The organism is Anabaena sp. PCC 7108, from assembly GCF_000332135.1.
Taxonomy (GTDB): Bacteria; Cyanobacteriota; Cyanobacteriia; order Cyanobacteriales; family Nostocaceae; genus Anabaena.
Window position 1 is genome coordinate 1,969,451 of sequence record NZ_KB235896.1, and the last position, 14,824, is coordinate 1,984,274.

General features: G+C 40.7%; 14 protein-coding genes. 6 read left to right on the forward strand and 8 right to left on the reverse strand.

Going from position 1 to position 14,824, the window contains the following annotated elements; translation table 11 throughout:
- Positions 1-473: 473 nt before the first annotated feature.
- From ANA7108_RS0109740 to clpS, 3 genes are all read right to left on the reverse strand, one after another.
- On the reverse strand, positions 474-767 hold the full coding sequence (locus tag ANA7108_RS0109740) for a hypothetical protein (RefSeq protein WP_016950597.1): 294 nt from the start codon (positions 765-767) through the stop codon (positions 474-476).
- Positions 760-1,599, reverse strand: coding sequence for a type II CAAX endopeptidase family protein (locus ANA7108_RS0109745; protein WP_016950598.1), 840 nt, complete (start codon positions 1,597-1,599; stop codon positions 760-762). Before ANA7108_RS0109745 ends, ANA7108_RS0109740 begins: the two co-directional genes overlap by 8 nt.
- Before the next feature lie 239 nt (positions 1,600-1,838).
- Complete coding sequence (gene clpS / locus ANA7108_RS0109750) at positions 1,839-2,120, reverse strand: ATP-dependent Clp protease adapter ClpS (protein WP_026104086.1); 282 nt, start codon at positions 2,118-2,120, stop codon at positions 1,839-1,841.
- Positions 2,121-2,389: 269 nt separating this feature from the next.
- Here clpS and ANA7108_RS0109755 point away from each other — a divergent pair, with 269 nt between their 5' ends.
- Entirely contained in the window at positions 2,390-2,746 is a 357-nt protein-coding gene (locus ANA7108_RS0109755; RefSeq protein WP_016950600.1) for a hypothetical protein, read from the forward strand.
- Between the two features lie 30 nt (positions 2,747-2,776).
- Here the strand turns inward: ANA7108_RS0109755 and ANA7108_RS0109760 are convergent, their stop codons facing one another.
- Positions 2,777-2,974 (reverse strand): hypothetical protein, encoded by a 198-nt coding sequence (locus ANA7108_RS0109760; protein ID WP_026104088.1) that lies wholly within the window; start codon positions 2,972-2,974, stop codon positions 2,777-2,779.
- Between the two features lie 472 nt (positions 2,975-3,446).
- Between ANA7108_RS0109760 and ANA7108_RS0109765 the strand changes: the two genes are divergently transcribed.
- The 4 genes from ANA7108_RS0109765 to ANA7108_RS0109780 all read left to right on the forward strand — a co-directional run bounded on the left by ANA7108_RS0109765 (position 3,447) and on the right by ANA7108_RS0109780 (position 10,056).
- Positions 3,447-3,806 carry an STAS domain-containing protein gene (locus tag ANA7108_RS0109765; protein WP_016950602.1) on the forward strand — a complete coding sequence of 120 codons (360 nt, stop codon included), beginning with the start codon at positions 3,447-3,449 and terminating at the stop codon, positions 3,804-3,806.
- A gap of 155 nt (positions 3,807-3,961) precedes the next feature.
- Entirely contained in the window at positions 3,962-6,649 is a 2,688-nt protein-coding gene (locus tag ANA7108_RS0109770; protein WP_016950603.1) for a TIGR03960 family B12-binding radical SAM protein, read from the forward strand.
- A 570-nt stretch (positions 6,650-7,219) separates the two neighbouring features.
- Entirely contained in the window at positions 7,220-9,388 is a 2,169-nt protein-coding gene (locus tag ANA7108_RS0109775; RefSeq protein ID WP_016950604.1) for an Rne/Rng family ribonuclease, read from the forward strand.
- 8 nt (positions 9,389-9,396) lie between these two features.
- The gene (locus ANA7108_RS0109780) at positions 9,397-10,056 is read left to right on the forward strand and encodes a ribonuclease HII (RefSeq protein ID WP_016950605.1); all 660 of its coding nucleotides are present in this window, start codon (positions 9,397-9,399) and stop codon (positions 10,054-10,056) included.
- 302 nt (positions 10,057-10,358) lie between these two features.
- Here the strand turns inward: ANA7108_RS0109780 and ANA7108_RS0109785 are convergent, their stop codons facing one another.
- Positions 10,359-10,946, reverse strand: coding sequence for a DUF1997 domain-containing protein (locus ANA7108_RS0109785; RefSeq protein WP_016950606.1), 588 nt, complete (start codon positions 10,944-10,946; stop codon positions 10,359-10,361).
- Between the two features lie 116 nt (positions 10,947-11,062).
- On the opposite strand from ANA7108_RS0109785, the gene pheA reads away from it, so the two are divergent.
- Positions 11,063-11,944: a prephenate dehydratase gene (pheA, locus tag ANA7108_RS0109790; protein WP_016950607.1), complete on the forward strand. Its 882-nt coding sequence runs from the start codon at positions 11,063-11,065 to the stop codon at positions 11,942-11,944.
- 50 nt (positions 11,945-11,994) lie between these two features.
- Here pheA and ANA7108_RS0109795 read toward each other — a convergent pair whose 3' ends face one another.
- From ANA7108_RS0109795 to tuf, 3 genes are all read right to left on the reverse strand, one after another.
- Positions 11,995-12,639: an LON peptidase substrate-binding domain-containing protein gene (locus ANA7108_RS0109795; protein ID WP_016950608.1), complete on the reverse strand. Its 645-nt coding sequence runs from the start codon at positions 12,637-12,639 to the stop codon at positions 11,995-11,997.
- A gap of 457 nt (positions 12,640-13,096) precedes the next feature.
- Positions 13,097-13,414 (reverse strand): 30S ribosomal protein S10, encoded by a 318-nt coding sequence (gene rpsJ, locus ANA7108_RS0109800; protein WP_008232935.1) that lies wholly within the window; start codon positions 13,412-13,414, stop codon positions 13,097-13,099.
- Positions 13,415-13,588: 174 nt separating this feature from the next.
- Positions 13,589-14,818: an elongation factor Tu gene (gene tuf, locus ANA7108_RS0109805; protein ID WP_016950609.1), complete on the reverse strand. Its 1,230-nt coding sequence runs from the start codon at positions 14,816-14,818 to the stop codon at positions 13,589-13,591.
- Between the last annotated feature and the right edge of the window lie 6 nt (positions 14,819-14,824).

The window sequence follows — 14,824 nt, forward strand, 5'->3', positions numbered from 1 at the left end:
GCGTTGTGAATGTAACGCACCCTAGTGATGTAGCAAGACTAAAATGATGCCATAGAAAATTAAATAAATATGACTTACGCAAGTGTCACACCAAAAATCTATTGTAGGGTGCGTCAGATATCAAAAATCTGTTTAAACCTAGTCCAAGTTGAGAACTGTAGTTTTTTAAAAGGGAACAGGGAACAGGGAAGAGTATAGAATTTGAGAATAAAACCCGATTAAAAAAACTATGGGTTTCAAAATAGACGCGGTTTATTTACTAGATTTATACAGTCTGACGCACCCTACCAATGTGCCAGTTGCGTAAGTCCTGATAAAATCAAGAATTTATAAATAGATGTAGGGGTTTAGAAATGCTAAACCCTTACTTGTTTTTCAAGAGTAATTCTTTTACGAATTTCTATCTTCCTCAATGCTAACTATAATCTTCTCAAAGATTACCGTGGTAGAAAAGCTAGGGCTAGACATGATAATTACTTCTTAAAAAAACTACAAATCATTTCACCAGGACTATTTGGTGTAAATTGAGATAAACTCCCATCTTTATTAACCTTAAATTTAGCACGACAATTGTAAATTTCTACAGGTGTTTTGACACCATCGACACTTACAGCAGCCCTATATTCCCAATATTTTTTAGCACTGCGTTTGATACTCAAAATGCAAATTTCCTGTCCATCATAATTACGACAGACACTAGCCCAAGCAGGAGATGCTAAAGAAAAAGAACATATTAATAGCAGTAAAATAACTAGGTATTTAATCATACACTTTTAATGCTTTACTCCTCATCCACCAAGCCAACCCACTCATAAATAGCACTCCCATTATTCCCTGTAAAGGATTATTATTTACACCTGTTACCCAGTCAGGAACTACTCCCGAATATTTCGTTAATTCTCCCACATTAATAATGTAATAACCCCAAACTAAACCACCATGTAAACCAATTGGTAAACCCAAACGTCCTTTACAAGAATCTTTCCCCCATACCTGCGTTAAACCTAGCAATACTAAAGCGGGGAATTGTGGTAATGTATGAATAATTGCCTCTAAAGGTTTAATAAAATGGGCAATAGCAAATAAAGTAGAATCTATCCACATAGCTATGGCTGGTTTATAATCTCGCTGTAACTCATCTAGTAACCAGCCCCGAAATAACAATTCTTCCGCAAAACCAACACCTAAACTGACTAACAACCCTTCTAAAACTATTTTTAGCAGAGAAACTTTTGGCTGTTGCCATACTAACCAACCTAGCAAACCCTGTAAACTAAATAAAACTAAAACACTAAGTAGTCCAATAGCTAACCCACGCAATGCATATACGCCATTTAAGCGTGTAAATTCTATTCCATAATAGCTTAATGCTTGCGATCGCTGATAAATTCGCTTACTCCAAAGCTTGAGTAGAAAAATAAACTCTGCATAAAGTAGTACTAATGTCAAGATACTTTCTAGGTTACTATCAGTAACTAGTTGATAAATCGGTATAGCTACGGGTAGCCATAATAATAACAAAACCAATATAAAACAGCCCAACCTAACAAGGAAAGGACGTTGGGCGAGTTGGATTTTCATCATCAATAAGTCAATCATCATTAGTCAACTATATATATATTTTTTTCTAGTGACTAATGATTGAGGGAGCATCCCAATTTTGCCAAAAAATACAGAGCGATGAGAAATCGCTGTTATATAAACAAATCCTACCGGACTATTTGCAAATTAGCCTAAGCGTACTTGGTCTGTATATCTTCAGCATTCTATTCTGTTATAGCGAAGCGGCACGAAGTGCGGGTTAATTTACACATTGGGGATGCTCCTCTGACTAATAACTATTCGTCAGGTTCAATGGTGCTACTCAAACCATGACTTTTCAGTGTTTCACAATAAAACTCAGCGTGTTCTAAAGCGCAGGTAATTACTAAGGCTAACCCGTTTTGATGGGCTTCCATCATAATACTAACAGCTTGGGGCTGAGTAATGCTCGGTACAGTGGTCATTAACACCTGAACTACATACTCCATAGGGTTATAGTCGTCGTTATGGAGCAAAACGCGATACCGAGGCGCGAGCTTGCGGGATGTGGAACGCTTCTCAATGGTTTCGACTGACACTACTCTTTGCTCTTTAATTCTTGATTTATGACAACTCTGTTAAGCAAATGCTTAACAGTTGTTTACTTAATTTTACAACATTTCTGTTCTAATTCCAGGCAGAAAAATTTTTGCTGTTAGGATACTGTTTGTGGTGAGAACGAAGAAATCATCAGCTTACACCCCATACTACATTTATAGTACAGAAATATCCATCACAAATGCTACCTTTCAACTTCTAAAATTAAGAAAGCTGCAACACATTTTTATTTTACTGCTGCTCCCTGATTATGGATATTAGCTGCAAATTTCAGCCGGGACAAATTGTATCGTTAGACTATGGTAACAGAAATCTTTATGCAGAAGTCATTCAAATAGTGATTTCTCGTGATTTGTGCTGGGTTCGTCCTTTACTTTTAGCTAACTTCGCCTACGAACTACCGCTAATCAACGATTTGCGAGATGCACCAGACTTGTTTTGGCCTGTAAATTTATTTCGGCCTGCGATGGATACAGAAGTGATTGCTCTATTAAGCCAACTTTCACCCAAGCAACCGAAAGCTGACATCGATTCAGTTGCACAGGATTATCTCAATCAGTTTATCCACCAATTTTGGCAATCATTCCTAGATAGTAAACAATTGTGATGTGATCACTACTAAATTTATTTGGGATGATTATCCCCAGCTAGGGACTAGCTTAACTCGACCAGCATCCATCTCTGCCATTAATAATTCTAGCGCTTCGTAGTCAACATCGGATATATAACCCAGTTGCGTCAGTTCTGAGTTGATTTCGTTTTCTATTTCTGGGGTTAGTTTTTTGATGTATAACGCTCTTTCCACCAGTTGACGAATTGCGTATCGAGTGTTCATAAGGAATAAACCAACTGTCATTGTTACTCATTATCCAAGATAAACCTCAGTATAAAAAGTGATCTGAATGCATAAGGTCTAGTGATCTAGATCACTATTGATTTTTAGATACACCCTTTGTTGTTAACCCTGTTTTTTGCTATTGGAGAAGGTAACAATTAGGGCTGACATCTAAATATACTTTTGCTCAAATCCGCTTGATTTACAGATATGACAGAGTGTATCACCATAGCCACAGAAAATTAATTTGCATTTGGGCTGTCTATGTTGATTGTTTTTTAACTCTTCCAAAAAAAATGTATATATAGATACATTTAGGGTTGTAATTATGAGAATCTTTAAACAGAAGCACTGATCAAATAAAGATTCAGCAAAGAAACCAAAGACGTATAGTCAATCTGGGAAAAACAGTTTATGTTCAAGAAAACTACGCTCTGCTCTACTGTTCACAAGCTTGAATCAGGATGTGACTATGTTGAAAACTCCTAAATTGCCAAAACTTACCGTTATTCGTCCCCAAGGCTGTTTAAATGCTACCAATGCTTGGGAATTTGAGCAAGATATGAAATTTGCTTTGGCAGAAGATACAAATACGACTGTAGTTGTAGATTTAGGCTCAGTAGAAGTTATAGATAGTGTAGGCTTAATGGCTTTGGTGTCTGCACTCAAGCTGTCAGAGAGTTTAGGACGGACTTTTCGGTTAAGTTCCATGTCCCCAACTATCAGAATAATTTTTGAATTAACTCAACTCGATCAAGTTTTTCAGATATTTTCAGCCGAATCCGAGTTTACAATAGTTGCCAGCCATATTTCACAACTCAATGTCCAGTGATTTCTGCCATATTGATATCAGCCTAAAGTTTAGGTGAGAAGTAAATTTTTGTAAAACAGTTGTACTTTAGGAAAATGAATGCGGTTAAAAGACCTAAATCAATGCTAAGTTAGGTCTAGTTAGCTGTAATTTAAAGTAGCTAAAAGAGAGCATCGGTGGCTGTTTTAGTTGAACAATTAATAACATCGGATATTTTAAAACCCGCTCGTTACTTGGGTAATGAGCGTTTAGCAGTACATAAGCCTTGGAATATGGCAACTATACGCTGGGTATTAACCTATCCAGAAGTATATGAAGTCGGTGCATCTAATTTGGGGCATATCATTCTATATAACATTTTGAATGCCCAGCCAAATCAGTTGTGCGATCGCGCTTATTTACCAGGGGCAGATTTAGCAGCAAAACTCCGGACTACCCAAACACCCTTGTTTGCTGTAGAGTCTAAACGCTGGCTAACAGAGTTCGATATTTTAGGTTTTAGTCTCAGTTATGAATTAGGGGCAACCAACATCTTAGAAATGTTGGATTTGGCAGGAATTCCGCTAACTTGGAGAGAAAGACAGGGAGAACAACTTCCCAATTCCCAATCACCATTTCCCTTGATTTTCGCTGGGGGACAGACAGCAACATCTAACCCTGAACCCTATGCTGACTTCTTCGACTTTATTGTTTTGGGAGATGGGGAAGAACTTTTACCAGAAATTGGCTTGGTATTAGAAGAGGGGAAAAAAGCTAGATTGAGTCGGGAAGAACTGCTGCTTGACTTAGCACAGATTCCTGGTGTTTATGTGCCTCAGTTTTATGAAATGGGAGAAGGTGGGGTAGTATATCGATTGCGTCCAGATGTACCAAAGCGGATTCTCCGCAGAGTAGCAACACCAATTCCTGCTTATTCCATTGGCTTAGTTCCCTACGTCGAGACAGTACACGATCGCTTAACAATCGAAATCAGACGCGGTTGTACTCGTGGCTGTCGCTTTTGTCAACCAGGAATGTTGACTCGTCCAGCCAGGGATGTAGAACCAGAAAAAGTAGTAGAAGCGATTGAAGCGGGAATGCGGGCGACAGGTTACAATGAATTTTCATTGTTATCTCTGAGTTGTTCTGATTATTTAGCCCTGCCAGCAGTAGGGATGGAAATCAAAAATCGGCTAAAAAATGAGAATATTTCCCTAACACTACCCAGCCAAAGAGTAGATAGATTTGATGAGAATATTGCTAATATCCTAGGGGGAACACGTCAAGGTAGTTTGACATTTGCGCCAGAAGCAGGAACCCAGCGAATGCGGGATATTGTCAATAAGGGTTTGACAAATGAAGAATTATTGCGGGGAGTAAAAACAGCTTGGGAACAAGGCTGGGATAAAATTAAGTTGTATTTCATGATTGGTTTGCCCGGAGAGACTGATGATGATGTATTAGGAATTGCGGAGACAGTCAGCTGGTTACAGCGAGAATGTTGGGCTAAAGGCAGAAGATCACTCAACTTTAATTTGACAATTTCTAATTTTACGCCCAAGCCACACACCCCTTTTCAATGGCACTCAGTTTCCACCTCAGAGTTTAAGCGCAAGCAAAACTTATTGCGGCAAGAATTCCGGAGAATGCGGAATATCAAGGTTAATTTCACTGATATTCGCCTTTCGGCAATGGAAGACTTTATAGGTCGAGGCGATCGCTCTTTAGGTAAAGTATTACGCCGTGCTTGGGAATTGGGTGCAGGCATGGATTCTTGGTATGAAAATGTAGAACAGGCATTTACAGCTTGGGGAAGTGCGATTGCTGAAGCTGGACTAGACTGGAAATACCGCTTAGTCGAAACCGGCGAATGGAATCTGTTTGCAGCAGGGGGCAAGGAGCAGGAAGCAGAGGGAGAAATCTTAACTCAGGACTCAGTACTCAATACTCAGGACTCGATACTCGGTACTCGTCACTCAGTACTCAATACTCCCCTGCCTTGGGATCATATCGACACCGGCATTGATAAAAAGTGGCTACAAGAAGACTTACAACGCGCTCTAGAAGCGGCAATTATTCCTGATTGCTCTTTTGAAGGTTGTTCTCATTGTGGTGTCTGTGGCACTGATTTTGGGCATAATATCGTTATTGAATCACCGGCAATTCCCCCATTTGCTGGTGATTTTATCCCCAATACCACCAAAGCACAACGCCTGCGAGTTTGGTTTGGTAAACAGGGTGATATGGCTTTGGTCAGTCACCTTGATTTAATGCGCTTATTTGACAGAGTAATGCGGCGTGCAGGTTTACCAATTTCTTTTACTGGTGGATTTCATCCTAATCCCCGGATTTCCCTAACCAGCGCCTTAGCATTGGGAGCCAATAGCAGCGGTGAAATTGTCGATTTTGAATTAACTCAACCAATAGATGTGGAAAGTTTTCGTGAGCAACTAGTAAGCCAATTGCCCACAGACATACCTATATATAATGTGGAAGAGATAGATTTAAAAGCTAGTGCAGCTACCCAAACTATGGAAGCGGCGGAGTATTTGCTAACTGTGTCTACAGTTGGGGAAGTACCAGCAACCGAATGGCAAGAATGGATTGCGGCTATCAAAGCTAAAAACGAGATTTTGTCAGAGCATACAACCAAATCAGGAAAACACCAAATCATAAATCTGCGCGATCGCTTGTTTGAGATCGAACTAGTAGAGGTAGACAACTCCCAAACAGAATCAAAAGCTGTCTTGCGTTATTTGGGCAGCTGTCGCCCTGATGGAGTAATATTGCGCCCTGAGCAAATCTTGTCTATACTAGAAATCGTGGTTAGTGCAGAATTTCACCTCCTGCATATCCACCGCAATCGACTAGTTTTAGGGATCTAATCCCTAGAGGGCAACTTGCTAGTAGTTGTCCTGATGTAGAACATCATGGAAATTGATTTTTAGCAAGGTTGCGTTAGAATGAAGTGAAGAGAAATTTTCTGGCGCTGCGTTGAATGACTTGGTTCACAACCCTGATACTCAGGGAGCGAAAGCAAAAATATGAGAGTGTAACTTCTAGGATTTTATTCCAGACCAACTGAGGCAGATTAAAGAACACTCTCTATAGCTACCTTGTGAATCACCAACTGACAATAGCTTTACGCCTGACATCTAACTCTATGCTTTTTACAACACCTGCACTAATACCATTGCCCTAGATGTTGAGGGTATTGCATTAGAAATCAACCACAGACGGTTGATTTAACTACTTAAAACTATATGCAGCCGTTCTGGAATAATCAGGCGTGTAAACGCAGTTACAGTTTTCATAGCTTCTAATTATTAGGAAGCTGCCCCAGATTTGCAATTTTTATTACCAGTAGCGCATTGTAGCAGTGACAGTAGGGACTAGAGGTATAACAGGATCTTCTTCTAATACCCGTTGGTGCTACCAATTTTTGAGGAACTTGAATGCCAAAACAAATTATTATCGCAGAGCAGCATCAGATTGCTGCCGTCTTTTCTGAAGATCAGATACAAGAACTAGTTGTAGCTACGGGGCATCACCAAATTGGTGATATCTACTTAGGAGTAGTAGAAAATGTATTACCAGGCATAGATGCGGCCTTTGTAAATATTGGCGATCCAGAACGCAACGGCTTTATTCATGTCACTGATTTGGGACCATTAAAACTTAAGCGTAGTGCCGCAGCCATTACTGAATTGTTGACACCCCAACAAAAAGTATTGGTACAAGTGATGAAAGAGCCAACGGGAACAAAAGGCCCAAGACTCACAGGTAACATTACCTCACCTGGAAGATACGTAGTGTTAATGCCCTATGGCAGAGGTGTGAATTTATCTCGGCGGATTAAGAGCGAAAGTGAGCGCAATCGCTTACGCGCCCTAGCAATTTTAATTAAGCCCGCAGGTATGGGTGTACTGGTGCGGACAGAAGCCGAAGGCAAGCCCGAAGAAGCAATTATTGAAGATTTAGAAGTACTACAAAGACAGTGGGAAGCAATTCAGCTAGAAGCTCAATCCACCCGCGCCCCTGCATTGCTGAATCGGGATGATGACTTTATCCAGCGCGTGTTGCGAGATATGTACGGCGCAGATGTGAATCGAATTGTCGTCGATTCCAGCACTGGGTTACGACGAGTGAAGCAGTATTTACAAAACTGGAGCGGCGGACAAACACCACAAGGATTGCTGATTGACCACCATCGCGATCGCTCTCCAATTTTAGAATACTTCCGCATTAGTGCTGCTATTCGTGAAGCCCTTAAGCCCAGAGTAGACTTACCTTCTGGAGGTTACATCATTATTGAGCCAACAGAAGCATTAACAGTAATTGATGTTAACTCAGGTTCCTTCACGCGATCTGCAACAGCTAGAGAAACTGTCTTGTGGACAAACTGCGAAGCGGCTACAGAAATTGCCCGTCAGTTAAGGTTGCGAAATATTGCTGGAGTCATTGTTGTTGACTTCATTGATATGGAATCACGGCGCGATCAACTACAAGTTTTAGAACACTTTAACAAATCTCTAAAAGCAGATAAAGCTCGTCCCCAGATTGCCCAACTCACCGAACTAGGTTTGGTAGAACTAACTCGCAAGCGGCAAGGTCAAAATATTTATGAACTGTTTGGGGAAACTTGTCCCACCTGTGGCGGTTTAGGGCATACTGTGCGTTTACCAGGAGAAATAGAAAACCGATTACCAATTCCCGCAGCAGATATACCAGAACGGTTTGCACCGCCACCGCCAAGAGAACCTCGTCTGTCAGCTAACCGCATTACAGAACCAAGGGAAAGGGAAAACTATGATGGCTTTGCGGAAGGAGTTGAAGGTGACTCAGAATTGAGTGCTATGCATCTGATTAACCATCCCAGCTATCAAGAATTGGGCGACAAGCGTCGTACCCGCACTCGCCGCAGTCGCATTGGTATCAATGGGGTTAACGGAAAAGATGAAGCCCGGTTGGTTCCTAATCCATTAGGTTTTGTGAACGATCAAGACTTGGATCTAGATACTGATACTGAACTAACAGCAATACCAGAAATTCCCTCTCTTCTGTCGGAAACGCGACGTGTTAGCGAAGTTCCTCTCAGAGAAGTAAGGGATATTACCCGCACACCTAGTCTGGGCAAATCTGGTTGGACAGAAAGAGCAGAGCGAACGAAAGTTAAGATAGATCCAGTTAAACCTGTAGTAGAACCTCCACATATTGTTGCTGTGGAAATGACACTTCAGGAACAAGATATGTTTGCTTTGATGGGAATTTCTCCTGGGGTAAAGTTAGACCAAGAGGTGAAGAATTCTAAATCAGTGATTTTTAATATTGTTCAACCTGGACAAGTACCAACTTCACCAACTGAATCTATTTCCGAACCAACTGTTTTGCAAAGAACTAGTCCTGAGGTGAGTGCAGTCAAAAAGCCTACACCGAAAGTCGAATTAGAAGAAGCATCCTTTCCTAAATTAGCAATCGAGCCATCTTTCCCAGATATACAGCGAACAGAATTTGAGACTTTTTCAGATGATAATGAAATAAATAGCACTACCACTGCTAATCGCCGTCGTCGCCGTCGTTCCTCAGCATTAGACGCAGATAAGTCCAGCCTAGAGGAAAGTTAACTGGACTTATGGACAGAACAGAGCCAACTGTTTGCTCAACTACGCTCTTAGATGAATATAGTTGGTTGGAGTTCTCCACCTGCTTAAGTATTCAAGGGGTGATTGCGGGTATAGATGAAGTTGGAAGAGGGGCTTTATTTGGCCCGGTAGTTGCGGCAGCTGTGATCTTACCAGAACAGGCTTGGTCAAGTTTGATAGCAGCTAAAATTAAGGACAGCAAAAAGTTGTCTAGTTCTCGAAGAACTCAACTAGCCCAGCAAATTCATGGGCTGGCTTTAGATTGGAAAATTGGTTATGCTTCAGTTGCAGAAATTGACAAGTTAAATATTTTACAGGCAACCTTGTTAGCAATGAAGCGGGCTGTACTGAAGTTGAAGATACAGCCTGCACTCTGCTTAGTTGACGGGAATCAGTTAGTAAAGGATTTATTTATACCACAACAAACAATCGTTAAGGGAGACGAGCGATCGCTCAACATCGCAGCTGCTAGTATCATGGCAAAAGTTTGGCGAGATGATCTAGTAGTGCGTTTGGCCTCAAAGTATCCCATGTATAACTTGGAGCAGAATAAAGGTTATGGGAGTCAGAAACATTTGCTGGCTCTGCAAAAATACGGGATTTCGCCTCTGCATCGTCTCTCTTTTCGTCCTTGTCAAATTCAGTTATGAAGCAGGGCGTAGGAGTAATATCGTGTTCAGTTCAAAACTTATAATTAAGGAACCGCGGGGAGAGCTTTTTGATAGGCGATGATCTGAACATGAAATAACACAAAAGATTACAGGTCGTAGGGAGTACAAAATTTAAATTACAAAATTTAAATCAAAATTAGGTATCAAAGCAGTTTTACTCCTGAATTCGGACGTATTAAGTCCGGTTAAATACTAATCATTAGAGATGAAACGGAGAGTTATTTTAATCAGCAATTACCCTGATTTGATGTACACTGCTTCAAAATTTCCCCGTTGTTTTGTTAGTCAAAGTTCAGGATTGGTAATTCAGTATGATCATCTGCAAGACCTGTTTTGTCGGTTTGTAATATTACCCAACGACGATAATCAGCTAGAAGGTGATGTAATAATCTTTGCTTAATAGTCAATAACACGCTTTTAAGCAAACCATTACCTGTGGTTTCTAAAATCGACCTTGGAGTCAGGGAAAATGGTTGAGGAATCTCCACCAGTACTTCTAGATCGGCTTTTCCTTGTAAGCGAGTCTCACTACCTAGTTGATAGGGCGATAAGTATCCTTTTAAATTAAGAGCAAAGCGTTGGTTGATATACTCAAAACCAAGGATTTCACAACCGAGTGATCGCAAATAAATTGTTCCCTGAGAATCAGCCCAAACTCTCATGTCTACTGTAGGTTGAATACTTAGTGACATAAAAGCCAGAGGACGCATTTTTAAGCGAAATACTTCTTCAGAAAGCTGTTGAATCCGGCTGTTATCAGCCAAAGTATTTACCAGACGTTGAGGCTGACGCAAGTAGTGGTGAATAGAAATAGGCTGCTTAGGGACAGCAATTTCGACCGATTGAGAGGCAGTAAACTTAGTACCCATGAGCAGATTACAACTTTTATTTTATAATTTTAATATTTTTTAATAACTTAAATTTGTTTACAAAAAACTATAACTTTATTAATTATCGATCAAACTTGTAACTTAAGGCTAAAAGTATGGCTGTAATCATAGAGAAAAGTCCACCTTTAGCGATCGCACATTTGGGGCCTCCTGGAACTTACGCCGAACAAGCTGCTTTTTTTTATCTCAACTGGCTGAAAAAAACTCAAGCAGTTGAGGCGACTTTATGTGCTTATCCCACAATTGCCCAGTCACTGCAAGCTGTAGCTACAAAGCAAGCCCAGTTAGCTGTTGTGCCTGTTGAGAATTCCATTGAAGGCAGTGTCACCATGACAATGGATACATTGTGGCAGTTGGAAACTTTACAAATTCAATTGGCTTTAGTGCTGCCTATTTCCCATACCTTAATTTCCTGTGCTGATAATTTAGACAGCATTGAAACTGTTTATTCTCATCCCCAGGCTTTAGCACAATGTCAAGGATGGTTAGGGCAGTTTCTACCCAATGTAAATTTAATTCCTAGTAATTCTACTGCTGAGGCTCTTCAGGGACTTAAACAGGGGGTAAAAACCGCAGCAATTGCCTCGCGCAGAGCAGCAGAACTTTACAATTTACCTATATTAGCGACTGGTATTAACGACTATCCAGACAACTGTACTCGCTTTTGGGTAATTAGCCAGAGCCAAGAAGATGCTAGTGAGCAAATATCTTCTACTCACACATCCATAGCTTTCAGCTTACCTGCTAATGTACCTGGCGCATTAGCTAAAGCTTTGCAAGTATTTGCTCACCTAAGTATTAACCTCAGTCGCATTGAGTCTCGTCCCACAAAACGCTCCTTAGGAGAATATTTATTTTTCATTGACATACAAACAAGTGCAACTCAAGTGCAAACAGCTTTATCTGAGTTACGTAATTACACAGAAGTACTCAAGGTTTTTGGTAGCTATGGTGTTACCTTAATCGATCATTCTTAATTCTTAATAGAGCCTGGGTTTGTGTATCGTACCGTAGGCTCTGTGAAAAATTAATTTTTAAATGTATCTTTAAGCACAGAACGTGCCGCCAGATGATTACGAGTAGAAGTTAAAATTTCTGCTTCCCGTTCTAAGCGAGCTGCAGTATCCTGTATTTCTAGCAATGCTTGCTGTTCAGGAGCAACACCATAAAGGTTACTGGCCACCCAATAGGATAACTCTGTTGGTAAATCTGGTAAATCTTCTGGTAATTCAATATTTTGTTCAGTTAACTTACCTGACAGACGAACGACATCTCGCAGAAGTTGTTCAACTTCAGAAGCCAAAGGTCGTAAATCTTGAGATGGTGGTTGGTCTTCAATCCATTCCACTAAACCAACTCGATAAGGTTTTTCGCGGACATACTCTAAAACGCGAAACCTTTGCTGTCCTAAAGTTAGCATCTCCATGCGGTCATCAGGCATTCGCTTGTAATGAATAATTTCTGCACAGCAGCCGACATTGGCAATTGTGCCTTTAACTGGATCAACCATCAAGACTCCAAACCTGCGATCGCTTTCCAAAATCGTGTTCATCATGATTCTGTAACGAAATTCAAAGATATGTAGGGGTAAAGGTCTAGTTGGAAATAGAACTACTTCCGGTAAAGGAAAAAGAGGTAGTTCACGGACTGCAATTTTAGAAGAAGATGTCATTGTTAGTTGAGTATAAATTTAACTTTTAAAAAATTTATTTTTTCCTACTTTCTCTGTAATTTTCTTATATTCTATCATTTATTCAATAGTGAATAAAAAGCCCTGAGTTGAAAAAGGACAAGGAAAAACGTATCTCCACGTCAATGCATCTTCTTCTCAGAGCATCTTTAGGATCAATTTATCCAAAATAAGGTAAACATTTATACTCCATAATTTCATTAGTCATTTGTCTAAATGCTCATGACTAATGATAGAAACAGTGCTGAGTGCTGAGTAAAAAAGTAAAATTAAACCGACTAATCACACTCATGTTTATTAGCATAGCGTCTCCTAGAGAAGCCCTTGCCTTTAGGTATGGAAAAAAGATTTATTTCGAGATGGGTAGCATCCAGAAATATACATCCTTACTTCAATCCCTTAGTTTTAACTATTGGGTCACTCAGCACTCCTGAATAATTTACAATTTGACTTCGATATCTACGCCAGATGGTAAATCCAACTTCATCAACGCATCGATAGTTTTAGAAGAAGGTTGGTAAATGTCAATAATCCGACGATGAGTGCGGGTTTCAAAATGTTCACGGGAATCTTTATCTACGTGGGGAGATCGCAGTACGCAATAGATCCGCCGTTTTGTTGGTAAAGGAATAGGTCCTATAGCTGTAGCGTTAGTACGGTTAGCTGTATCTACAATCTTCTCGCAAGATGTATCCAATAAACGTCGGTCAAAAGCTTGTAAGCGAATTCTAATCTTCTGCTGCTGTAGAGTTGCCATATGAGAGTTTTCCAGGTTCTGTGAATTTTAGATTTTAGGTTTTAGATTTTAGATTTTAGATTTTAGATGCCAAATCCAAAATTTAAGCTCCAAAATTGTTTTGAGGAAGAGAAAGGAGCAGAGATGGTGTAATGCATCCCTGCTCCTTGATTATGAGAAGCAAAAAGGTGCTAACTATTTCAGGATTTTGGATACAACACCAGCACCGATGGTGCGACCACCTTCACGAATAGCAAAGCGCATACCCTGCTCAATTGCGATCGCGTTAATTAGTTCCACTGTCATTTTGATGCGGTCTCCAGGCATAACCATTTCTACCTCTTTGCCCTCATCGGAGGTGTAGCTTTTGATTGTACCTGTTACATCAGTTGTCCGTACATAGAATTGAGGACGGTATCCAGCGAAAAATGGTGTTTTCCGACCACCTTCTTTTTCGGTCAGTACGTACACTTCACCTTCAAATTGAGTGTGAGGTGTAATAGAACCGGGTTTAGCAATTACCATGCCCCGTTCAATATCAGCCTTTTGAATACCCCGGAGAAGTACACCAGCGTTATCTCCAGCCATACCCTGATCAAGACTCTTTTTGAACATCTCGATTCCAGTTACGGTAGTAGCGCGAGTATCTCTGATACCTATGAGTTCAACGTTATCACCAACTTTGACTACACCACGTTCAATCCGACCAGTAGCAACTGTACCACGACCTGTGATGGAGAAAACGTCTTCTACAGCCATCAAGAAAGGCTTATCTACATCCCGCTCAGGAGTTGGGATATAGGCATCTACAGCATCCATCAATTCATAGATTTTATCTACCCAGGGGTTTTCTCCCCGTTGAGTCTTAGGATTCTTAGTCATTGCTTCAAGAGCTTGTAGACCAGAGCCTTTGATAATGGGGATATCATCGCCTGGGAAATCGTAACTAGTCAAAAGTTCCCGAAGTTCTAGTTCCACTAGTTCCAGGAGTTCTGGATCATCCATTAAATCTTCTTTATTCAAGAAGACAACCAAACTAGGAACACCCACCTGTTTTGCCAACAGGATGTGTTCACGAGTTTGGGGCATAGGACCATCGGTAGCAGCCACTACGAGGATGCCGCCATCCATTTGCGCCGCACCGGTGATCATGTTCTTCACATAGTCAGCGTGTCCGGGGCAGTCTACGTGAGCATAGTGGCGATCTGTGGTTTCATACTCAACGTGAGCGGTATTGATGGTAATACCACGTGCCTTTTCTTCTGGTGCGTTATCGATTTGGTCGTAACCTTTAGCTACAGCTTGACCATTAGCAGCCAAAGTCATGGTAATTGCTGCTGTTAAAGTAGTTTTGCCGTGGTCAACGTGGCCAACAGTACCGATATTTAAATGGGGTTTATTTCTTTCAAACTTTGCGCGTGCCATGAATGC

Excerpts from the sequence above, each read along its gene's own strand:
- ANA7108_RS0109755 (WP_016950600.1), top strand. The coding sequence starts at position 2,390 with ATGGATATTAGCTGCAAATTTCAGCCGGGACAAATTGTATCGTTAGAC.
- ANA7108_RS0109785 (WP_016950606.1), bottom strand. The coding sequence starts at position 10,946 with ATGGGTACTAAGTTTACTGCCTCTCAATCGGTCGAAATTGCTGTCCCT.
- tuf (WP_016950609.1), bottom strand. The coding sequence starts at position 14,818 with ATGGCACGCGCAAAGTTTGAAAGAAATAAACCCCATTTAAATATCGGT.
- rpsJ (WP_008232935.1), bottom strand. The coding sequence starts at position 13,414 with ATGGCAACTCTACAGCAGCAGAAGATTAGAATTCGCTTACAAGCTTTT.
- ANA7108_RS0109780 (WP_016950605.1), top strand. The coding sequence starts at position 9,397 with ATGGACAGAACAGAGCCAACTGTTTGCTCAACTACGCTCTTAGATGAA.
- ANA7108_RS0109765 (WP_016950602.1), top strand. The coding sequence starts at position 3,447 with ATGTTGAAAACTCCTAAATTGCCAAAACTTACCGTTATTCGTCCCCAA.
- ANA7108_RS0109760 (WP_026104088.1), bottom strand. The coding sequence starts at position 2,974 with ATGAACACTCGATACGCAATTCGTCAACTGGTGGAAAGAGCGTTATAC.
- ANA7108_RS0109740 (WP_016950597.1), bottom strand. The coding sequence starts at position 767 with ATGATTAAATACCTAGTTATTTTACTGCTATTAATATGTTCTTTTTCT.
- ANA7108_RS0109745 (WP_016950598.1), bottom strand. The coding sequence starts at position 1,599 with ATGATTGACTTATTGATGATGAAAATCCAACTCGCCCAACGTCCTTTC.
- pheA (WP_016950607.1), top strand. The coding sequence starts at position 11,063 with ATGGCTGTAATCATAGAGAAAAGTCCACCTTTAGCGATCGCACATTTG.
- ANA7108_RS0109775 (WP_016950604.1), top strand. The coding sequence starts at position 7,220 with ATGCCAAAACAAATTATTATCGCAGAGCAGCATCAGATTGCTGCCGTC.
- ANA7108_RS0109795 (WP_016950608.1), bottom strand. The coding sequence starts at position 12,639 with ATGACATCTTCTTCTAAAATTGCAGTCCGTGAACTACCTCTTTTTCCT.